The following is a 21831-nucleotide window of genomic DNA, read 5'->3' as shown; positions in this document are numbered from 1 at the left end:
TGAAAATGCCCGTCATTTCGCGATTCATCCTTCTGCTGGGAGTCTTGCTGATCAGCGCTTGTGCCCAGCAGGCCCCGGCATTTGCCCCGCCTTCGCAACGGCCGGTGATGGCCAACGATGCGCCATGGCCGAAAAACCACGTGCTTGGTATTGCCTACCACGACGTCGAAGACCGCGACCCCGACCAAGCCTTGGTGGCCGTGCGCACCGAGCGCCTGATCGAGCAATTGGCCTGGCTGCGGGAAAACAATTATCAGCCGGTCACGATCGATCAGATCATCGCTGCCCGCAACGGCGGGCCCGAACTGCCATCGCGCGCAGTACTGCTGAGTTTCGACGACGGCTACTCAAGCTTTTACACCCGCGTCATGCCCATCCTGCGCGCCTATAACTGGCCGGCCATCCTTGCTCCGGTCGGCAGTTGGATCGACACGCCGCTGAGTCAACCGGTGGATTTTGCCGGGGTGCCACGCAAGCGTTCCGAGTTCCTGACCTGGGAGCAGATTCGCGAGGTGTCGAAATCGGGCCTGGTGGAAATCGCCGCCCACACCGATGCCAATCACAAAGGCGTACTCGCCAACCCGCAAGGCAACCAGCAGCCGGCGGCGACCACGCGGCGCTACGATCCGGCTACCGGTCGTTATGAGGCGGAAGCCGATTTCCAGGCGCGTCTGCGCAAGGACGTGGCAGCCATTTCCGAGAAGATCCGCAAAGTCACCGGCTACAGTCCGCGCGTCTGGGTCTGGCCATACGGCGAGGCGGACGGCACCGCGTTGCAGGTGATTGGCAGCCAGGGCTACCAGATGGCCCTGACCCTGGAAGACGGCCTCGACAGCCTCGATAACCTGATGAGCGGCCCGCGCTTTCTGGTGGCTTCCGATCCGGACGGCGCTCACTTCGCCGAAAGCATCGTCTCGGTGCAGACCATGGACCCGATGCGGGTGGTCCACGTCGACCTGGATTACGTCTACGATCCGGACCCCGTGCAGCAGGAGGCCAACGTCGGCAAGCTGGTCCAGCGTATCTACGATCTGGGCGCGAACACCGTCTTCCTGCAAGCTTTTGCCGACCCGAAGGGCGATGGCCTGGTCCATTCGCTGTACTTCCCCAATCGGCATCTGCCGGTACGCGCCGATCTGTTCGATCGGGTCGCATGGCAATTGCGCACCCGGGCCAACGTGAAGGTGTATGCCTGGATGCCGGTGCTCAGTTTTGCCCTGGACCCGAAGTTGCCGCGTGTACAGCGCTGGGATCCTGAAACCGGCAAGATTGGCGTCGCCCCGGACCAGTACCTGCGCCTGTCGCCCTTCGACCCGAACGTGCGCAAGGTCATCGGCGAAATCTACGAAGACCTGGCGCGGATGAGCTCGGTGGACGGCGTTCTGTACCATGACGACGCGGTGTTCTCCGACTTCGAGGATGCCGGCCCAGCTGCGATGAAAGTCTATGCGGCCAACGGCTTGCCGACTTCCATCGCCGCTCTGCGCGACGACCCGGCGGCCATGCAGCGCTGGACCCGTTTCAAGAGCCGCTACCTGATCGACTTCACCGCTGAGCTCACGGCCAAGGTTCGGGCAATTCGTGGTCCGGAGGTGCGCACGGCGCGCAATATCTTTGCCGAGCCGATGCTCAACCCGCAGAGCGAGGCCTGGTTCGCCCAGAACCTCGATGACTTCCTCGGCGCCTACGATTGGACGGCTCCGATGGCCATGCCATTGATGGAAAAACAGACCCGCGAGCAATCCGGGCCCTGGCTCGAACGGCTGGTGGAAACCGTCAAGGCTCGCCCCGGTGCGCTCAAGCGCACGGTATTCGAATTGCAAGCGCGCGACTGGCACAGCAAGCCGGTGGCCGATATCGAAGGTGAACAACTGGCCGACTGGATGGGGCGACTCAAGCGCCAGGGCGTGACCAGTTTCGGCTACTACCCGGACAACTTCATCGAAGACCAGCCTGCCGTGAAAGCCGTGCGGCCTGCGCTCTCCAACAAGTGGAATCCTTGACATGCTCGACAGACTGCTCGCCGTCCTGGTGCTGGCGATCGTCCTTGGGGTGCCCCTGGGCCTGATCTTCCTGGTCACTGGGCAATTCCTGATGGACTTCGTGTTCTTCTACCCGCTGTTCATGTCCGGGCTGTGGATCGCCGGCGGCCTGTATTTCTGGCTGCACTGGGAGCGCCACTGGCCGTGGAAAGACGACACCTTGCCGCCGCCCCTGGCTGGCGAACCGCTGATCAGCATCCTGATCCCGTGCTTCAACGAAGGCGACAACGTTGCCGACACGATTCACGCAGCGCTGGGCCAGCACTACCCGAACATTGAGGTGATCGCCATCAACGACGGCTCCAAGGACAACACCGCCGAGGTGCTGGACCGACTGGCCGCCGAAGACCCGCGCTTGCGTGTGCTGCACCTGGCGGAAAACCAGGGCAAGGCCGTAGCCCTGCGCATGGGCGCCATCGCTGCACGCAGCGAATATCTGGTGTGCATTGACGGCGACGCGCTGCTGGCACCGAATACCTGCGCCTACCTGGTGGCGCCGATGCTAGACAACGCCCGCCTCGGCGCGGTTACAGGCAACCCGCGCATTCGCACCCGTTCAACATTGGTGGGTCGGGTCCAGGTCGGCGAGTTTTCCTCGATCATCGGCTTGATCAAGCGTACCCAGCGGGTCTTCGGACGAATCTTCACCGTGTCCGGTGTGATCGTCGCCTTCCGTCGCACAGCGCTGCACCGGGTCGGCTACTGGAGCCCGGACATGATCACCGAGGACATCGACATCAGCTGGAAGCTGCAACTGGACCACTGGAGCATCTTCTACGAACCCCGTGCGTTGTGCTGGATCCTCATGCCCGAAACCCTGCGCGGCCTGTGGCGGCAACGGCTGCGCTGGGCCCAGGGCGGTGCCGAAGTGCTGTTCAAGAACATCCGCGGCATCTGGCAATACCGCCACCGTTACCTGTGGCCGCTGCTGTTCGAATACTGCCTGTCCACCGGTTGGGCGTTCACCTTCCTGCTGTCGGTGATCTTCTGGGGCGCCGGCAAATTCATCGAGATGCCCGCCGCCATCGCGGTGGACCACCTCATGCCGCCGGCCTTCACCGGGCTGTTGCTGGCGGTGGTGTGCCTGATGCAATTCGCGGTGAGCATCCTGATCGACCGTCGCTACGAAAAAGGCCTGTGGCACATCATGTTCTGGGTGGTCTGGTACCCGTTGGTGTTCTGGTTGATCAGCCTGTTCACCACCCTGGTGAGCTTCCCCAAGGTGCTGTTCGGGCAGCATCAGAAACGTGCGCGCTGGGTCAGCCCGGATCGCGGGATCAAGCCGTTCGATGACGAAGAAGAGGAAGTGATCCGATGAAAATTATCAGGACCCGGCAGCGGCCTTTTCTGGTGGTCATCGATGTGCTCTTTACCGTGCTGGCGTGGGTTGGGCTGTTGTATCTGCTGGTCAATGGGCTCTGGCCGTTGTTCGACAGCCATGCCGGGCCACGCCTGGGTGGTTCGCTGTTCGATACCCTGGGAACCTTGCAGATCTATGGCTGGATCGCGCTGGTCAACGCAATCATCCTGATTACCTGGGCGCGTTACCAACAGCGCAAAAGCCGCAGCTTCGCCCAGCGTCGGCTGCCGAGGCCTGCGGTGGATGACCAAGGCCTAAGCGCAAGTTTCAAGCTGACTGACGAACGACTGGAAACGCTGCGCCAGCCTGGCTCCAAAATCATCCATAACAACCCGGATGGCGACATCAGCCACGTAGTGCCGCACTTTCATCTGCTGAGCCCGGACTTGCAACCGCCGCCCCTGGCACCGCTGGACCGGCCGCCGGTGATTCATCTGCCGGCTGATCGCCCTGCGTAGTCAACGCCAAACACCTGTGGGAGATTCTATGGTGCAGGGCTAGCCCCTAAATGCCTTTTGGTAAGTATTCGCTCTGGTTCTTCAACAGAGCGAATACCACTCGGGCAAGCTTGCGGGCCAGCGCTACCAATGCCTCGGTTGTGCTGAGCCCTCGGGACCTCAAACCCTCGTAAAATCCCTTCCACGCCGCTGTGCGACTCGCCGACATCGCGGCGTTGTGCATCAATCGGCGTGCCTCCGGATCACCTCGCTTAGACAGGCAGCGGCGTCCCTTCTTTTTTCCCGAGTCCGATATGCGCAGGTCCAGACCCAGAAAAGCGATGAAGGCATCGGCATTTCTGAAATCTCCACGCTGAAACGACGTAAGTAAACGGGCACCGCTTAACAGACCGATGCCTTCGACTTTCATGCAGCGCTTGAGCTGACTGCCCAAACCGGCTGCATCCAACTGCGTCTGGATTGTTTTCTCAAGCAAAATTTCGAGTCTTTGCATGGCCTTTATCTGGTTCTCGAAGGCCGTTTTGAGCAACGGTTCGTTCGACCAGCTTTGCTTGAGGCTGACACGCGCCTGAACCAAGGCTGCCCGTCGCCGGAAAAGGCTTATAAGCCTGCAATACAGGGGCGATGGCGGGGACCAAGGGTGCAACTGGTGGCCTTCGTTGTTCAAGTAGCGAGCCAACAACCGAGCATCCAGCGCATCGGTTTTAGCGCGCACTTTCACACCTTTGCGGTAATGACTGAGTTCGTAACCGCCGATCATATAAATCACACAGCCATGCGCATAAGCCAGATCGGCGAAGTCCTGGTGATAGATATTGGTGGCTTCGATGGCGACATCCACTGGCGCAGGTAATGCCTTGAGCCACTTCTTAATATCAGCTTTGGTGTTGGGGATCGTTTCGAGTCGATCGGATTGGGCGTGATAAATCACCAACTCATCTTTGGCGACATCCACACCTACGATCGGCTGGGCGGTGGCGACGGGCATTGCCATTGAAAATCCTCCGGGCTAAGGTTTGAACACTTGAAGGGTTCACCCAGAGGCGCAGGCTTGTTCCTATCGTCGGTCTAGGCCAGATGCATTCTTTATCGGCGCTTGGGTGAAAGGAGGAGGGGTGAAATCTCCCACGGTCTGTACTGCGGCTAACAGTCAGAATCGAGCCTAGTCCCTCCTCCTCCCTTCAAGTCCTACCATACAAGCGAGCCTGCTCGCGATAGCGGAGTACCAGGCAGCACTGATGCCGACTGATCGGACGCCATCGCGAGCAGGCTCGCTCCCACAGGTTTTATATTGTCTTCAAGACAAGCTACACCGAAAAATCCCGGACCAGCCGCCAGGCCTCATCCACCGGCAGCGGTTGTTTCATGCGCTGGGCCAGTGCCGCCATGGCCCGGCCTTCATCGCAGGCCACGACGGCGGCAACGAGACCGTCCTTGCCGAGCAGAGCGATGAACGGAGGATGCTCAGGCGTGCCCTTGAATTGCACCTCGTCCCATTCCTCGGCATGACCGAGGTAGTCGTAGCGTTTGCCGAAGTGGTACGTCCAGAAGAACGGCACATCCAAGTAGTGTTCCTCACCGCCGAGCATGTTCGTCGCGGCGATGCGTGCCTGTTGCTGGGCCAGGCGCCAATGTTCGATGCGCCGGGGTTGGCCGTTGAGGGGAAAGGTGGCGATATCGCCAACGGCCCAGACGCCATCGGCGACGCGCATGCCGTCGTCAGCAATCAATGATTGATCTTTTTCCCGTGGCAGATCGGCGAACGGCTCGGTCGCCGGGCGCACGCCGACACCGATGATGACCAGGTCCGCCGCGAAACGCTGACCGTTATCCAGCACCACGGCTTCAACCTTCTCCACACCTTCGATCCGCGCCGCTTCGCCCTCGCTGTGATAGACCACACCATTGGCCCGGTGTCGGGCCAGGATCGCCTTGCCGATGCTGTCGCCAAACTGCGCGGCGAACGGGACCGGGTGGCGGGCCAGGACGGTCACGCTCAGTTCACGTTTGCGCAGGGACGAGGCGACTTCCATGGCGATGAAGCTGTCGCCGATAATCACCGCTCGCTGCCCCGGCTGGGCACGGTCGAGGATTTGCCGGCTATCGGCCAAAGAGCGCAGGGTGAACACATTGGGCAAGTCGAGGCCCGGCATGTCTGGCGTCCTGGGCACTCCACCGGTGGCGATGAGCAGTGCGTCATAGTCCAGGCGTTGACCGTCGGCGAGATGAATCTGGCGCGCGCTGGTGTCGAGACCGGCCACTTCGCCGTTGCGCCTTTCGATGCGTTGCCGGGTGAAGTAGGTTTCATCGCGCAAGGCCGGCGTCTTTTCTGCGGCCATGTCGCCGGCCAACACGTATTTGCTCAGTACGGTGCGGTCATAACCGGCCTCGGCTTCGCGGTCGATCATCTGGATCCGGCCACCGAAACCCTTCTCGCGCAGCGCCGCCGCGCAAGCCGTGCCGGCCGCTCCGGCGCCGACGATGACGAAGGTGCGCGGGTCATCGGCGGGAGGGATTTTTTCGGCTGGCAGTGGTTGCTCATCGACCCATACTTCATCGCCCCGCAGCTCGACGTGATAACGCTGCAGGCTGTCGAGGGCCGGCGGCTCGCACAGGGCGCCGTCTTCGGCACGGAACGCGGCCTTGTGCCACGGGCAGATCAGCCTGCCGTGACACACCGCGCCCTCGGCCAGCGGCGCCCCGGCATGCGGGCATTTGCCTTGGAAGGCTCGGACCTGTCCGCCAGCCCGCAGCAGCAGAATGGGTGTTTCGTTGAGGGTCACTTCGAGGCCGCGGTCCTCTCGCACATCAGCGAGGCGGGCGACTTGATGCATGGGCATGGTCGTTCTCCGACAGGCGTTTCCCGTTCGAGTCAGGGGAGTGCAACGAGGTTCAGCATAATTGTCACTGCAACCGGGCCGGCGCTGCGGCTATAGTTCGCAGGCCGTCCATGGCCTGAATCGAATTAAGGTGCCCGGTATGACTCGATTGACCTCCCTTTCCTCCTGGCTCGCGGCCGTCACCCTCGTGCTGTGCGCGCAAGGGGTTGTCCAGGCCGAAGAGCGTTTCACCCTGAGCATTCCCGGTGTATCGGACGACCGCCTCTTCACTGCCGCCGCCGCGAGCGACGCGAATACCTGCGGCGGCAAGAATATTTCTCCGGCGTTGAGCTGGAACGCCGGCCCGCCTGGCACCCTCAGCTATGCCATCGTCATGCTCGATCCCGACGGCCAGCGCGGGCAGGGCGTCGACCACTGGGTGCATTACGGGATCAAGGCCAGCACCCGACAGATCCCGGCGGGCGCGGGTACCAAATCCACCCTGGAAGGCATGAGCGGCATCAATAGCAAGAACACTCACGGCTACATCGGTCCGTGCCCACCCGTTGGCGACAGCGCTCATCACTACCTGATCCAGATATTCGCCCTGGACCTGCCACCCGACGCATTGCCCGCCGGCCTCACACGCGCCCAGTTGATGGAAAAACTCAAAGGCCACGTCCTGCGCAACAGCAGCGTGGTGCGTCGCTACCACCGCTGACTGGCTGGCCCAATCGTCACGTAAGTTGGCATCGAGCGCCAAAAGCGAGCACTATCGGCGCCTGTTCACTCATACCGGAGGATGGCGATGACGCAGCAAACCGACGGCATCGCCCGCCTCAAGAACTGCCCCACCAAGGGCGACGAAATACGCCGGGCCATCGCCCAGAGCCGCAAGGATTTTCTGCCTGCTGACGAGGCCGTAGACGCCGAGCCAGGCCAACCGTCGGCGCAGCCCGTGGACAAGGGTCCCGCTGCCTGATCCGACGCCTTCTTCCAACCATTTTTCCAAACATGCCTATGACTGCCACCCATCATTTGCCAGGCGCGCGGTTCAGCCGCTCCGACTACAAGACCCTGGGCCTCGCCGCCCTCGGCGGCGCGCTGGAAATCTACGACTTCATCATTTTCGTTTTTTTCGCCCTGACCCTCAGCCAACTGTTCTTCCCGCCGGAAATGCCCGAGTGGCTGCGCCTGCTACAGAGCTTCGGGATTTTTGCCACCGGCTATCTGGCGCGTCCCCTGGGCGGGATACTCATGGCGCACTTTGCCGATCGGCTGGGCCGCAAGCGTGTCTTCAGCCTGAGCATCCTGATGATGGCGTTGCCGTGTCTGCTCATCGGTGTACTGCCGACCTATGCGCAAATCGGCTATTTCGCCCCGTTGCTGTTGTTGGCGCTGCGCATCCTGCAAGGCGCGGCGGTGGGCGGGGAGGTGCCGAGTGCCTGGGTGTTCGTGGCCGAACACGCGCCGTTGCGGCATCGCGGCTATGCCTTGGGCTTTCTCCAGGCGGGCCTGACCTTCGGCTACTTGCTCGGCGCCTTGACCGCTACGGCGCTGGCGCGGATCTTCAGCCCGACCGAAATCCTCGACTACGCGTGGCGCTTGCCGTTCCTGCTGGGCGGGCTATTCGGCGTGATCGGCGTCTGGCTGCGCCGCTGGCTGAGCGAAACGCCGATCTTCATTGCCCTGCAAGCTAATCGCGAATGCGCGACGGAGCTGCCGCTGCGCACGGTTTTGCGCGACCATCGGCATGCCTTGCTGCCCGCCGCCATTCTTACCTGCGTACTGACTTCCGCCGTGGTGGTCTTTGTGGTCATCACCCCCACAGTGATGCAGAAAAGCTTCGGCCTGACCCCCAGCCACACGTTTGCCCTGAGCAGCCTCGGCATCGTTTTCCTGAACATCGGCTGCGTCCTGGCCGGCCTCGTCGTCGACCGCATCGGCGCCTGGCGCACTGTCATGCTCTACAGCCTGCTGTTGCCGCTGGGCATCGCCGTGCTCTATGCCAGCCTGATCAGCGGCAGCGACTGGCTGGGCCTGGCCTACGCCGTGGCCGGCCTGGGTTGCGGCGTGGTCGGCGCGGTGCCTTCGGTGATGATCAGCCTGTTCCCGCCAAAGATTCGCGTGTCCGGTATCTCCTTCACCTACAACATCGCTTATGCACTCTGGGCCAGCATGACGCCGTTGTTGTTGATTGCGCTGGTGCCGTGGAGCCCGTGGGTTTGCGTGGTGTATTGCGTGGTGATGGGTGCGGTGGGAGTAGGGGGGGCGGCTTATTTTCCGAGGCGGCACGCAAAGATCCTGCGGCCCTCTCTGGCCTGTGAGTCTTGATCCTGCGCCGCGTAAAAGGAAAAACCGCTTGAGAATCCCACCGTCGTCCTTAAAATGGCGCCACCATTTTGGCATCATTTCTTTCAGGGACGAATCTCATGCGCGTTTTTGCCACCCTCCTGGCCATCTTGCTTATGGCGGGCTGCGCCTCCAAGCCGGACTACTACATTTCTCCTGCGCCGGTGGCGATTCCCAAAACCGCCACATACTGGATCGACACGTTCAACGTAGAGGTCGCCGGCAAGAACGAACGTTTCCTGCCCGACGAAAAAGTCCGTGACAAGCTGCACACCGACCTGATCGTGCGCTTGCTCGACGGCAATCGCTACGCCTCCAGCAAGGAAAGCGCTGACTACCTGCTGGATATCAACGCCGTCTACGCCCGCCGTATCCAGGACACCCAAGGTGGTTTGATGAGCAGTATCGTTGCCGACGGTACGTACCTTGCCAGCGTCGACTTCAGCTACCAGGTCCAGGTGAAGAAGGCCGGCGCCGAGGTGCTGCATTTCGCCCAGGCTCGCGAGGGGCTGATGCCGGCCGGCGCAATCGGGCAATTTCACGCCATGAAAGGCATCGCTGGAGCCCTCACGAAACGGGGCAATTCCGATGTCGAGGAGTACTACACCAGCCAGTTGAGTCGTTTCATCGCCGATGACCTGCGGGCCATTCCGTCTCGCTGATGCTATTTGCCGCCGCTGAGGGGACCAGGGCATGAAAAATTTTCTGGTCGTTAACCCGAACCACTGATCTCTTGCGTCTGACCTTGTGAACGGATCATCCACTCACGAGGTTCAGCCCATGTCCCGTCCGCTTTCGTATATGCGTCCTGCCACCCAGGGCTTTGCCGTCACGCTGCTGGTGGCGTTGGCCGGTTGTGGGTTGTCTTCGTCCCGTGAGGCTGCCAAGCCGGCCGAACCGGTGGCGGCGGCGCCGATCGTCGCGCCGCAAGGGGAGATCGCCTACGTGCGCCAGACTATGGCCAAGCGCATGGCCGCGCCGGCATCAATGCCTGCGCCGATGGGCGATGTCGTCTCCAATGATTACCGCAGCGAGCCGCGCGAACAGTACGAGAAGCTGCCGGAAAATCCTGTCCACAGCGTCGCCGAGACACCGGTCTCGACCTTCAGCGTGGATGTCGATACCGGTAGCTACGCCAACGTGCGACGTTTCCTCAACCAGGGCAGCCTGCCGCCTGAGGGCGCTGTGCGGTTGGAGGAAATGGTCAACTACTTTCCTTACCACTACGCGTTGCCCACCGACGGTTCGCCCTTTGGCGTGACCACCGAAATCGCGCCATCGCCCTGGAACCCTCACACCCGGTTGTTGCGTGTCGGGATCAAGGCCAGCGACCGCGCCGTCTCAGACCTGGCCCCGGCCAACCTGGTGTTTCTGGTGGATGTGTCCGGCTCGATGAACCGTCGCGAAGGCCTGCCGCTGGTCAAGAGCACGCTGAAATTGCTGGTGGACCAATTGCGCGATCAGGACCGGGTGTCCCTGGTGGTCTATGCCGGTGAGTCGCGGGTGGTGCTCAAGCCCACCTCGGGTAGCGACAAGGTGAAGATCCGCAACGCCATCGATCAACTGAACGCCGGTGGATCGACCGCCGGTGCCTCGGGCATCGAACTGGCCTATCAGATGGCTCGGGAGAGCTTTATCGACAAAGGCATCAACCGCATCCTGCTGGCCACCGATGGTGACTTCAACGTCGGCATCAGTGATTTCGACAGCCTCAAGCAGATGGCCGTGGATCAGCGCAAAAGCGGCGTCTCCCTGACCACACTGGGCTTCGGTGTGGATAACTACAACGAACACCTGATGGAGCAACTGGCTGACGCCGGTGACGGTAACTACGCGTACATCGACAACCTGCTCGAAGCGCGCAAGGTCCTGGTGGACCAGCTCAGCTCCACCCTGGCGGTGGTAGCGCGAGACGTGAAGTTGCAGGTGGAGTTCAACCCCGCCCAGGTCAGCGAATATCGACTGCTGGGTTATGAGAACCGCGCGTTGAAGCGTGAGGATTTCAGCAACGACAAGGTCGACGCAGGCGAGATCGGCGCTGGGCATACCGTGACCGCGCTGTATGAAATTGTCCCGAAAGGAGAGCAGGGCTGGTTGGAGCCGCTGCGTTATGGCAGCGCACCCAAGGCGGACGGCAAGTCAGGCGAACTGGCGATGTTGCGCGTACGCTACAAGCTGGCGGAAGGCGGTAGCAGCCGGTTGATCGAACATCCCATTGCCGTTTCACCGCGCAATGACAAAACCAGCGACGACCTGCGCTTCTCCGCCGCCGTGGCAGCCTTCGCCCAACAGCTCAAGGGCGATGGACGCTACACTGGGCAGATGACCTTGAAGGATACCGCGCAGTTGGCGCGCTCGGCGCGCGGTGACGATCCGTTCGGGCTGCGTGCCGAGTTCGTGCAACTGGTGGAGCTGGCCCAGAGCCTCGAACCTGCGGCCAAACGCTGATCCTGACGACAACGAGGATCAAAAATGTGTGAGCGAGCTTGCTCGCGATGGCGTCGGTTCAGTTGCATTTGTATTGGCTGACACACCGCTATCGCGAGCAAGCTCGCTCCCACGGGGTCTGCCAGGGCTGTGTTGCAATGATCGCCAAAGGAGTTCGACACGGACATGCCCGCTGCGCTTGATTCTCCCAGCGACGAATCGCTGCTGGCCCGCTATCGCGAAGGCGACGGGGCTTGTTTCGAAGCCCTGTACGCCCGCCATCGGCAAGGGCTTTATCGTTTTCTCGTGTCCTTGAGCAACAAGGCCGAACTGGCCGAGGAAATTTTCCAGGACACCTGGCTCAGCCTGATTCGCAGCACCACCCAGCCACAAGGCCGGGCGAGTTTTCGTACATGGTTGTTCCAGATTGCCCGTAACCGCTTGATCGACCACTGGCGCAAGCACGGCGTCCACAACCCGCTGCACGACAGTTACGACGAGCAGCTTCATGTCCAGCCCGACGACACCGGCAACCCTGAGCAACAGCTGCGCCTGAGTCGCGACCAAGCTCGTCTGGACGCCGCGTTGCAGGCCTTGCCCGAGGATCAGCGGGAAGTGTTCCTGCTGCGCCTGCACGGTGATCTCGAACTGCCACAGATCGCTGCCCTGACCGGCGTTCCGCTGGAAACGGTCAAGAGCCGCTTGCGTTACGCCCAACAGAAGCTGCATCGCCTGTTGGCCGAGGAGGTACCCGCATGATCGACCCCAAACAGACGCCGGATTCCATCGACGAAACGCTGGTCGAACATTTCCGCCAACACGCCAGCGGCGAGCCGCCGGCTTCCATGGACGCCTTCATCCTGGCCACCGCGCGCCGTGAAGTTCCGACGCCTGCGCCGGGCTTGTGGCAGCGCTGGCTGCAGGCTTGTCAGCGACCACGCTGGCAAATGGCGTTCGCCACGGTTGCCGGTGTGGCGCTGATGATCGGCCTGGTGCTGCGTACGTCGACCGAGGAGCAACTGTCTTCACCCGCCTCGATGGAGTTTTCCGCCGATCGGCAGCAGCCCCCGGTTGCCGCTGCCCCGCCGCCAGTCATGCCGGCCCCCGCACCGATCACTCGCATGGCGCCCCAGGGCGAACTGGCCCGAGCCCCGGCCAGCCCGGTGCAGGCGTTGGCGGATAAGCCCGCAGCGAAAATGAGCAAAGCCGCGCCCGCCGCAATGCCAACACTTGAGCAGGAGCTGCTGGAAGTGCTGCGATTGCGCGAGGCGGGTGACAGCAAGGCGGCTGATGAGAAGCTGCTGGCGTTGCACAAGCGCTTTCCCAAGGAAGACTTGCCGGCGCGGTTGGAAATATTGCGTAAGCGATGAAGGAACGTTGCCAGCGTCCGAGGTCAGCCTGGGAGTCTGATGGGCGCTGCGTGTTCGGCTGTTACAGAAATCGCCTCTGGAATAGGGTTACAAATGCAGACATAGCAGGATCATTTGGGCGGAACTATACTCGGCAGCATGAAAAAGCTGATGCTCGAACTCGACGGAACTGATCCAAGCAAGCTCTCGATGGCTCGCTTGACGGATTATCTGTGTGAGCTCACTGAGCTTTTCGGCTCGCAGGACAATGTTCATTTCGAATCTGTTACCGAAGGCTGTGTTTGCCTGAATACATGGGTTGAGGATGAGAAGTACCCCCACGTCTTGAACAGGGTAAGGGAGGCTGCGCAGGGAATTGGCCCCAAGCGCGCACGAAAAGCCTACCTGCAGCTATCTGCACTGATGGAGCAAGATCGGGTGGACGGTGTCTTGCAAGCTGCGGATGCGAACATCCTTCAGTTTCCGAAAGCCAAGACGGCTCCCCCTCCCATGATTGTCATCAAGCAGGGTAGTGTCCAAGGTCGCCTCTATGTCGTAGGTGGAAAAGACGAAACTGTTCCTGTCCGGCTTGAGGGCGCTGGCGGAGAAACTCTTCTTTGCGAAGCCGACACGGCGTTGGCTGAACAACTAGGCAAACTCTTGTTTAAGTACGTCCGAGTTCATGGGAAAGGTGAATGGGAAAGTCGGCCGCACGGAGGCTGGCGGCTCCGAAAAATGTTCATTCAATCTTACGAAAAGCTTGAGAAAACCTCTTTGCGTAGTGCCGTTACCCAGCTTAAAGAACTCGGAGGTATCACATGGAGCGAGATGGATGATCCCCATGGAACGATTCAGAACCTAAGGGGATGAGGTGCGCATAGTTCTCGATACCAACGTTCTCGTCCAAGCCTTGGGAAATGCCAAGGACGGTGTCGTCTTGGTTGATCCCGCAACTGGTCAAAACGTGGATAGAGCAGAGGCGAGAGCTGAGGCCTTAATCGATCTGGTCGACGCAAGAGGCGGGACGGTACTGATACCCACACCGGCGTTGGCTGAGTATCTGGTCGGCATTGATCGGAATTTCCACCAGGGCCACCTGGATGTCATAAATGGCTTCTCGTGTTTTGAGATCATATCGTTCGATCAGATCGCTGCGGTCGAATGTGCTCGCATAGTCGATGACAATGAGCTGAAGATGCTTGACCCAGCAGCGACCAAAGCCAAGTTACGTTTTGATCGCCAGATAATAGCAACCGCTCTTGCGACCAACGCTGACGAAGTGTGGACACATGACGCAGGTCTTTATTCCAAGGCTCAGAAATGCGGACTTGTAGTGAAGTCCTTAGGGGATATTGAACCGGCTCCTGAGCAACTTGAGGCCGATCTTGACCACTGAGAGCCTGCTTGAGGTAACCGTTGTGGGGCGTGGTTTCTATAGTTATTCGCAACACGGCCCCGTCGGTTGATGCGCTGCCGCGCTGATACTGCTCAGGGTTTTTTATCGGGCTGAATTGCCGATCCTATAGATATCCAAGGGTAAGACTTTCGCCACAAAAAAGCCCCAGTCCGTGAGGACTGGGGCTTTTGATTTTTCATGTCTGGTGCACCAGGCGGGATTCGAACCCACGACCCCTGCCTTCGGAGGGCAGTACTCTATCCAGCTGAGCTACTGGTGCAACGCGGGCGCCATGATACTCATAAGCATGGCGGGCGTCCATGCTGCTGATTTGCCGTTTGTTTTCGCCTCGCTCGCCGGCTGTTGGCTACGCTGATCAGAAAAAACAGGCAAATGCAGCTTTTTCGTTCTTTTTTTCGAACAGCCTATTGTCCTCCAACCCCATCGGCCCTAGGATTCGTTTGAGATTTCAAACGCTCTTGTCTGGGTGCTGAACCGCACGTCTGTGCTTATGTGCGTTATTTCTGTGCTTCAGCCCGGTGGATGATTTCCCTGACGGCAGCCCATGAGGCGCCTTTCTACAACTCTAATTCGCTCCGCGTGCGCGCGGTGCTGTTAAGGAAAGCCGACATGCAGCTTAAAGACACCCAGTTGTTCCGCCAGCAAGCCTTTATCGATGGCGCTTGGGTCGATGCGGACAATGGTCAGACGATCAAGGTCACCAACCCGGCGACGGGCGAAGTATTGGGCACAGTGCCGAAGATGGGCGCTGCCGAAACCCGTCGCGCGATCGAAGCCGCCGACAAGGCGCTGCCGGCCTGGCGTGCGTTGACCGCCAAGGAACGCGCCAACAAGCTGCGTCGCTGGTATGAATTGCTGATCGAAAACCAGGACGACCTTGGTCGCCTGATGACCCTGGAGCAGGGCAAGCCGCTGGCCGAAGCCAAGGGCGAGATCGTCTATGCCGCCTCCTTTATCGAATGGTTCGCCGAAGAAGCCAAGCGCATCTATGGTGATGTGATTCCCGGCCACCAGCCGGACAAGCGCCTGATCGTGATCAAGCAGCCGATTGGCGTGACCGCCGCCATCACGCCGTGGAACTTCCCGGCCGCGATGATCACCCGCAAGGCCGGCCCGGCCCTGGCCGCCGGTTGCACCATGGTCATCAAGCCGGCTTCGCAGACGCCGTTCTCGGCCCTGGCCCTGGTAGAGCTGGCGCACCGTGCCGGCATCCCGCAAGGCGTGTTGAGCGTGGTCACCGGCAGTGCCGGCGACATCGGTGGCGAGCTGACCAGCAACCCGATCGTGCGCAAGCTGTCCTTCACCGGTTCGACCGAGATCGGTCGCCAGTTGATGGCCGAATGCGCCAAGGACATCAAGAAGGTTTCCCTGGAACTGGGCGGCAACGCGCCCTTCATCGTGTTCGACGACGCGGACCTGGATAAGGCCGTCGAAGGCGCGATCATTTCCAAATACCGCAACAACGGCCAGACCTGCGTCTGCGCCAACCGCCTGTACGTCCAGGATTCGGTGTACGACGCCTTCGCCGAGAAACTCAAGGCAGCGGTGGCCAAGCTCAAGATCGGCAACGGTCTGGAAGACGGCATCACTACCGGTCCGTTGATCGACGAAAAAGCGGTTGCCAAGGTACAGGAACATATCGCCGATGCGGTCAGCAAAGGCGCGACCGTGCTGTCGGGCGGCAAGCCGATGGAAGGCAATTTCTTCGAGCCGACCATCCTGACCAACGTGCCGAAGAATGCCGCCGTGGCGAAGGAAGAGACCTTCGGCCCGTTGGCGCCGCTGTTCCGCTTCAAAGACGAAGCCGAAGTGATCGCGATGTCCAACGACACCGAGTTCGGCCTGGCTTCGTACTTTTATGCCCGCGACCTGGGCCGTGTGTTCCGTGTGGCCGAAGCCCTGGAATACGGCATGGTCGGCGTCAACACCGGTTTGATCTCCAACGAAGTCGCGCCGTTCGGCGGCATCAAGGCTTCGGGCCTGGGCCGTGAGGGCTCCAAGTACGGCATCGAGGACTACCTGGAAATCAAATACCTCTGCCTGGGTATCTGATCTGCTACAAGCGCAAAGGGCACGAGAGCGCTGTCCCTTTGCGCGTTTCACCCCGTTCTGTTTCTTGTGGCCGGAACGCTGCGGCAGTCGATCATCGCATGCTGTCGCAGTTGCCTCCCCGCCATGTATTCCTTGAGCCACGCCGACCGATGAGCGGCGAATGAGGACATTTTTAATGAGCAAGACCAACGCAGACCTGATGGCCCGCCGTACCGCCGCTGTTCCCCGCGGTGTCGGCCAGATTCACCCGATCTTTGCCGAATCGGCGAAGAACGCCACGGTTACCGACGTTGAAGGTCGTGAATTCATCGACTTCGCCGGTGGTATCGCCGTACTGAACACCGGCCACGTGCACCCGAAGATCATCGCCGCCGTCACCGAACAGCTGAACAAGCTGACCCACACTTGCTTCCAGGTCCTGGCCTACGAGCCGTACGTGGAGCTGTGCGAAAAAATCAACGCCAAGGTCCCGGGTGATTTCGCCAAGAAAACCCTGCTGGTGACCACCGGTTCCGAAGCGGTGGAAAACGCCGTGAAGATCGCCCGCGCCGCCACCGGCCGTGCCGGTGTGATCGCCTTCACCGGCGCTTACCACGGTCGTACCATGATGACCCTGGGCCTGACCGGTAAGGTCGTGCCTTACTCGGCCGGCATGGGCCTGATGCCTGGCGGCATTTTCCGCGCGCTGTACCCGAACGAGCTGCACGGCGTGAGCGTCGACGACTCCATCGCCAGCATCGAACGCATCTTCAAGAACGACGCCGAGCCACGCGACATCGCCGCCATCATCATCGAGCCGGTCCAGGGCGAGGGTGGCTTCTATGTGGCGCCGAAAGCCTTCATGCAGCGCCTGCGCGCCCTGTGCGACCAGCACGGCATCCTGCTGATTGCCGACGAAGTGCAGACCGGCGCCGGTCGTACCGGTACGTTCTTCGCCATGGAGCAGATGGGCGTCGCCGCCGACCTGACCACCTTTGCCAAATCCATTGCTGGCGGTTTCCCGCTGGCCGGTGTGTGCGGCAAGGCCGAATACATGGATGCGATCGCGCCGGGCGGCCTCGGCGGCACCTACGCCGGCAGCCCGATTGCCTGCGCCGCTGCGCTGGCGGTGATGGACGTGTTCGAAGAAGAACACCTGCTGGATCGCTGCAAGGCCGTGGGCGAGCGCCTGGTGACTGGCCTCAAGGCTATCCAGAAGAAGTACCCGGTCATTGGTGAAGTCCGTGCCCTGGGCGCGATGATCGCCGTGGAGCTGTTCGAAGATGGCGACACCCACAAGCCGAACGCTGCCGCCGTTGCGCAAGTGGTGGCCAAGGCGCGCGACAAGGGCTTGATCCTGTTGTCCTGCGGGACCTATGGCAACGTCCTGCGCGTGCTGGTGCCGCTGACTTCGCCGGATGAGCAACTGGACAAAGGCCTGGCAATCATCGAAGAGTGTTTCTCCGAGCTTTGATATTTACGAGCTCTGATCTTCACGAACTCTAAGCTTTGTGCTGATCCACAAAAAACCCGCTTCGGCGGGTTTTTTCATATTCGGCTACAGATCCACGGTGGTTTCGACCTGTCTGGAATGGCCGTTATTGTCTAAGGTGCATGTATTGCAAGGGAGCGATGCGGCATGACTGCTGTGGATTTACCCGCTGTACCGCGTGTGTTGATTGCCGAGGCCGATCCGGCGTCCAGGGAGCTGCTTGAACAGGTGCTGTCCGGAGTGCGTTGCGATGCGCGGATAGACACTTGTGGCGAGGGACGGCAGGCCTTGGAGCTCCTGGCGCATAATTCTTACGACCTGGTGATCGCCGATTGGGAACTGCCGGGTGTCGACGGCCTGAGCATCTTGCGCAGCTTGCGCCAACACCATCGCACGCCCGTGTTGCCGTTCATCCTGGTGAGCGGGCGCAACGACAGCGCCAGCGTGCGCGAGGTCTTGCCCCTGGCGCCGACGGCCTATCTGACCAAGCCCTTGAACCGGGAAAACCTGACCCAGCGTCTGCAAGGGTTACTTCTCCATAGCGAGGACACATCCAACGCCGCGCCAATTCCAGGACCGGGCCTTACATTGGCAACGTTCCTGGAGCGTCGACGAGACATGGCCGAAGGCGCGCCGTTGATGACCGATGTGCAGGTCGCGATCAAACGCAGCCTCAATCCTGGTGGACTGGATCTGAAACTGCTGGAAGAAGAGCTCCGTACTGACCCGCAGATCACCGCCGTGCTGATTGCCGCAGCCAACAGCGCCGCGCAACATCAAGGCGGCGGCCCGGTGCAGACCGTGGCCCAGGCGCTGCATCAGCTAGGCACCGGGCAAAGCATGAACCTGATCCTGGGCTTGACCCTCAAGCGCTGTGCCCGGTTGAACGTGCCTTGGCTGGCGGACTATGCCGAACGTTATTGGGAGTTGTCGTTGCACACCGCCGAGTACGCCCGGACGATGGCGCGCATGCTTGATCTGGAGCAGGAGCGTTGTTATTGCGCCGGCCTGTTGCATCGCTTGGGCGACCTGGCACTGCTGCGCTGCATGGAAGAGTGGAAGCAGGCCGGCGGCGAGCTGGACGAGCCGGAGGAAATCGGCGATTCGCTCGAACAGTTCGGCGCCGGTTTTGGCTCGGCGCTGCGTACCCGCTGGCGCTTGCCGCTGGAGCTGCGCGAATTGATCGCGGCGGTCTACGGTCTCGGTGGCGGGGTTTATTCCCGCGAGGCGCTGGTGATGAACATCGCGGCGCAGATGGCGCATTTACCCGCGCACGAAGGGCTTGAAGAACTGGCCCGGGGACGCACGGCGCGCTTGCTGAAGATCGGGCTGCCAGAGTTGATGCGGTTGCGCCGCCAGTAAAACCACCACTGGCCCCTGTGGGAGCGAGCCTGCTCGCGAAAGCAGTGTGTCAGTAACGGATAAGTTGACTGACATACCGTATTCGCGAGCAGGCTCGCTCCTACAGTTGATTGATGGTGAGACACTCAAGCCGCGATGATGCGGTTCTTGCCCTGGCGCTTGGCCTCGTACATCGCCGCGTCAGCACGGGCGAACAGGTTGTCGAGGGTCTGGTCTTCGGCGCTGATCCCGGTCAGGCCCTGACTGACGGTGATGCCGAAGTCATGCTCCCCGCAGCGAAACGCCAGGCGCTGGATTTCCCGCTGCAAGCGCTCGGCGACCTGCAATGCCATGTCCGGGGCACAGCCGGGGAAAACAGCGGCAAACTCTTCACCACCGATCCGACCGAAGAGGTCACCGCGCCTGAGCACGCTCCGCCCGCTCTCGGCGATCTTTTGCAATACCGTATCGCCTTCCTGGTGGCCGTAAGTGTCGTTGATCAGTTTGAAGTCATCGATGTCCAGCAACAGGAATGCCATCGGCGTGCCTTGCAGCCTTGCCTGCTCGAATTCCCGATGGGCGCACTCGAAGAAATGACGGCGGTTGCTGCTCTGGGTTAGCACGTCGGTGGTCGCCAGTCGCTGCAGTTCGCTTTCGAGCAGCTTCTTCTCGGTGATGTCTTCGGCGATGCCGACCACAATCACCGGTTGGCCCGGATCGGCCTGACGGTTGATGAAGCATTTGTCGCTGAGCCAGCGGATCTGGCCGTCGGCGGCGATGATGCGGTATTCCCGATCCTCGACGGCACCTTTGACCAACACTTCGGCGAGGCTGCGCTCGGCGTAATCCAGATCGTCCGGATAGATTGCGTCACGCCATTCGTTGTAGTCAGCAAGCACGAGGCCGGCCGGGCGGCCGAAAATCCGCTCGTAGGCGGGGCTGACATACAGCACTTGCCGGGTTTCCCAATTGAATGCCCACAGCACCGCGTTGACGCTGACCAGCAGCGAACTGAACAACTGCTCCCGCTCGCTCAGACGCGCCACTTCCCCTTGGGCGTGCATCAGCGCCATGAGTGTCTGGGCCGCTTCTGGCCAATGTGGCTGGGATGAATCCTGTAGGTTCTTGTCGACCATCGGCACAAATCTCAAGGAACGTGCATTGCTATGGATTTGCACGCGCTCACTCCAAAGCCCGCCAGGATGGCGAAGTGCTCTTGAGATAGGGGATTGTGGGCGAAGTTCCTTTTCAGGCGACGAAGGGCGGGAGCTTTCGTTCGAACATGTGGGATGAACTTGTGGCGAGGGAGCTTGCTCCCGCTCGGCTGCGAAGCAGCCGCGAACCGGCGGGAGCGGTGGGCCTGATGGTCCGGTTTCGGCGGGTTCTGGGGCCGCTTTGCGGCCCAGCGGGAGCAAGCTCCCTCGCCACAAGGGGGTCAGGCGGTGGCCGGCCGCAAGGAATAAGTCTTGAGCTGGTCGGCAAAATCGCGCAGTGACTGGATGCCGCTGGCCTCGGCTTCGTGGACCCATTCCTTGATGGCCGCGAGCATGTCGTGGCCGTTGCTGCTGGTCTTGACCCAGATCTGCTGCAAGGCCAGGCGCTTCTCGTAGATCACCTTCAGCGCCTGGCTGTGTTCCAGCATGTTCTGGATGCGCACATGATGGCGCTCGTCCAGCAGGCTGGTTTCACGCGACAAAAGGCGTTTGGCCCGATGAAACTGATGGCGGACCGAGTGATCGACTTTTTCCAGCTCCTGCTTGACCAGGGGCGCGATGACCAGCCTGCGATACTGGGCCATGATCTGGAAACGGTTGTTGAGGATCGCCATGGCGGTGTCCATGTCCAGGTGGCCCTTGCCTTCGACCCGGTGGGCGATCGGCGCGACCCGCTGGACCTTGGCCAGGCGCAGGAAACTGAAGACCTTGATCCAGGCCCAGCCCAGGTCGAATTCCCATTTGCGCACCGACAGCTTGGCCGAATTGGGATAGGTGTGGTGGTTGTTGTGCAGTTCTTCGCCACCAATGAGGATGCCCCAGGGCACCAGATTGGTGGCCGCGTCACGGCATTCGAAATTGCGGTAGCCCACGGCATGCCCCAGGCCATTGACGACGCCAGCGGCCCAGACCGGGATCCACATCATCTGGATGGCCCAGATAGTGATGCCTATTGTGCCGAACAGCAGCAGGTCGATGACGCCCATGATCGCCACGCCCAGTAGGGGGAAGCGGCTGTACAGGTTGCGTTCGATCCAGTCCTCGGGGCAGTTCTTGCCATAGATGCGCAAGGTTTCCGGATTTTCCGCTTCGGCGCGGTACAGCTCGGCGCCCTTGCGCAGCACCGTAGACAGGCCTTTGATCACCGGGCTGTGGGGATCGTCCTCGGTTTCGCATTTGGCGTGGTGCTTGCGGTGGATGGCGGTCCACTCGCGGGTATTCTGCGCCGTGGTCAGCCACAGCCAGAAGCGGAAGAAATGTTTGAGACCGGCGTTGAGTTCCAGGGAACGGTGAGCCGAATACCGGTGCAGGTAGACCGTGACGCTGATGATCGTCACGTGAGTCATCAGCAGGGTGACTGCCACCAGCGACCAGGCCGACAAGCCAAGAAAACCTTCGTACCACATAGGCTGTAGGGCCCTCGATAAAGATGAAAACTGCCGTTGCATTATCCCTGGCCCCGGCGATAAAACCAGTCGGCCTTTCAGATAAGAGTGGCAGAATGTTTCTTCCTCTATAATCCCCTCACA

General features: G+C 61.0%; 19 protein-coding genes and 1 tRNA gene. 15 read left to right on the top strand and 5 right to left on the bottom strand.

Going from position 1 to position 21831, the window contains the following annotated elements; genetic code table 11:
• The first annotated feature begins 5 nt into the window (after positions 1–5).
• Genes pgaB through pgaD form a run of 3 tightly spaced genes read left to right on the top strand, consistent with a single transcriptional unit; the run spans position 6 to position 3860 of the window.
• Positions 6–2003, top strand: a complete 1998-nt coding sequence (pgaB, locus tag J3P84_RS26710) for a poly-beta-1,6-N-acetyl-D-glucosamine N-deacetylase PgaB (protein WP_434626681.1) — start codon at positions 6–8, stop codon at positions 2001–2003.
• 1 nt (position 2004) lies between these two features.
• A complete protein-coding gene (pgaC, locus tag J3P84_RS26705) occupies positions 2005–3360 on the top strand; it encodes a poly-beta-1,6-N-acetyl-D-glucosamine synthase (RefSeq protein WP_305497636.1) in 1356 nt (451 codons plus the stop codon).
• Entirely contained in the window at positions 3357–3860 is a 504-nt protein-coding gene (pgaD, locus tag J3P84_RS26700) for a poly-beta-1,6-N-acetyl-D-glucosamine biosynthesis protein PgaD (protein ID WP_434626678.1), read from the top strand. Before pgaC ends, pgaD begins: the two co-directional genes overlap by 4 nt.
• A 46-nt stretch (positions 3861–3906) precedes the next feature.
• Here pgaD and J3P84_RS26695 read toward each other — a convergent pair whose 3' ends face one another.
• Entirely contained in the window at positions 3907–4854 is a 948-nt protein-coding gene (locus J3P84_RS26695; RefSeq protein WP_434623735.1) for an IS110 family transposase, read from the bottom strand.
• Between the two features lie 313 nt (positions 4855–5167).
• Positions 5168–6700 carry an FAD-dependent oxidoreductase gene (locus J3P84_RS26690; RefSeq protein WP_434626676.1) on the bottom strand — a complete coding sequence of 511 codons (1533 nt, stop codon included), beginning with the start codon at positions 6698–6700 and terminating at the stop codon, positions 5168–5170.
• 139 nt (positions 6701–6839) lie between these two features.
• Between J3P84_RS26690 and J3P84_RS26685 the strand changes: the two genes are divergently transcribed.
• The 9 genes from J3P84_RS26685 to J3P84_RS26645 all read left to right on the top strand — a co-directional run bounded on the left by J3P84_RS26685 (position 6840) and on the right by J3P84_RS26645 (position 14203).
• Complete coding sequence (locus tag J3P84_RS26685) at positions 6840–7400, top strand: YbhB/YbcL family Raf kinase inhibitor-like protein (protein WP_305497633.1); 561 nt, start codon at positions 6840–6842, stop codon at positions 7398–7400.
• 87 nt (positions 7401–7487) lie between these two features.
• Positions 7488–7661, top strand: coding sequence for a hypothetical protein (locus tag J3P84_RS26680; RefSeq protein WP_434570506.1), 174 nt, complete (start codon positions 7488–7490; stop codon positions 7659–7661).
• Between the two features lie 38 nt (positions 7662–7699).
• On the top strand, positions 7700–9013 hold the full coding sequence (locus J3P84_RS26675; RefSeq protein ID WP_434626672.1) for an MFS transporter: 1314 nt from the start codon (positions 7700–7702) through the stop codon (positions 9011–9013).
• Positions 9014–9111: 98 nt separating this feature from the next.
• Positions 9112–9693, top strand: a complete 582-nt coding sequence (locus J3P84_RS26670) for a hypothetical protein (RefSeq protein WP_434626669.1) — start codon at positions 9112–9114, stop codon at positions 9691–9693.
• Between the two features lie 118 nt (positions 9694–9811).
• Positions 9812–11479, top strand: a complete 1668-nt coding sequence (locus tag J3P84_RS26665; protein WP_434626667.1) for a vWA domain-containing protein — start codon at positions 9812–9814, stop codon at positions 11477–11479.
• Positions 11480–11644: 165 nt separating this feature from the next.
• The gene (locus J3P84_RS26660) at positions 11645–12217 is read left to right on the top strand and encodes an RNA polymerase sigma factor (protein WP_434626664.1); all 573 of its coding nucleotides are present in this window, start codon (positions 11645–11647) and stop codon (positions 12215–12217) included.
• A complete protein-coding gene (locus J3P84_RS26655; protein WP_434626662.1) occupies positions 12214–12828 on the top strand; it encodes a hypothetical protein in 615 nt (204 codons plus the stop codon). The genes J3P84_RS26660 and J3P84_RS26655 overlap by 4 nt, the downstream gene beginning before the upstream one ends.
• 138 nt (positions 12829–12966) lie before the next feature.
• The gene (locus J3P84_RS26650; RefSeq protein WP_434626659.1) at positions 12967–13677 is read left to right on the top strand and encodes a hypothetical protein; all 711 of its coding nucleotides are present in this window, start codon (positions 12967–12969) and stop codon (positions 13675–13677) included.
• A 1-nt stretch (position 13678) separates the two neighbouring features.
• Complete coding sequence (locus J3P84_RS26645) at positions 13679–14203, top strand: type II toxin-antitoxin system VapC family toxin (RefSeq protein WP_434626657.1); 525 nt, start codon at positions 13679–13681, stop codon at positions 14201–14203.
• A 203-nt stretch (positions 14204–14406) separates the two neighbouring features.
• Here the strand turns inward: J3P84_RS26645 and J3P84_RS26640 are convergent.
• Positions 14407–14483, bottom strand: a tRNA-Arg gene (locus tag J3P84_RS26640).
• A gap of 350 nt (positions 14484–14833) precedes the next feature.
• Between J3P84_RS26640 and gabD the strand changes: the two genes are divergently transcribed.
• The 3 genes from gabD to J3P84_RS26625 all read left to right on the top strand — a co-directional run bounded on the left by gabD (position 14834) and on the right by J3P84_RS26625 (position 19109).
• A complete protein-coding gene (gene gabD, locus J3P84_RS26635) occupies positions 14834–16276 on the top strand; it encodes an NADP-dependent succinate-semialdehyde dehydrogenase (protein WP_434570497.1) in 1443 nt (480 codons plus the stop codon).
• 175 nt (positions 16277–16451) lie between these two features.
• Complete coding sequence (gene gabT / locus J3P84_RS26630) at positions 16452–17729, top strand: 4-aminobutyrate--2-oxoglutarate transaminase (RefSeq protein ID WP_434570495.1); 1278 nt, start codon at positions 16452–16454, stop codon at positions 17727–17729.
• Positions 17730–17894: 165 nt separating this feature from the next.
• Entirely contained in the window at positions 17895–19109 is a 1215-nt protein-coding gene (locus J3P84_RS26625) for an HDOD domain-containing protein (RefSeq protein WP_434626654.1), read from the top strand.
• Positions 19110–19234: 125 nt separating this feature from the next.
• Here the strand turns inward: J3P84_RS26625 and J3P84_RS26620 are convergent, their stop codons facing one another.
• Both J3P84_RS26620 and desA read right to left on the bottom strand, forming a co-directional pair.
• Positions 19235–20224, bottom strand: a complete 990-nt coding sequence (locus J3P84_RS26620; protein WP_305501404.1) for a GGDEF domain-containing protein — start codon at positions 20222–20224, stop codon at positions 19235–19237.
• Positions 20225–20523: 299 nt separating this feature from the next.
• On the bottom strand, positions 20524–21708 hold the full coding sequence (gene desA, locus J3P84_RS26615) for a delta-9 fatty acid desaturase DesA (RefSeq protein WP_305497624.1): 1185 nt from the start codon (positions 21706–21708) through the stop codon (positions 20524–20526).
• Positions 21709–21831 lie beyond the last annotated feature (123 nt).

Origin of the sequence: Pseudomonas sp. Z1-29, from assembly GCF_051131995.1 — a bacterium.
In the GTDB taxonomy this organism is placed as follows: Bacteria; Pseudomonadota; Gammaproteobacteria; order Pseudomonadales; family Pseudomonadaceae; genus Aquipseudomonas.
The sequence above is the reverse complement of the archived record's forward strand: the minus strand, read 5'-3'. Positions and strand labels throughout refer to the sequence as shown.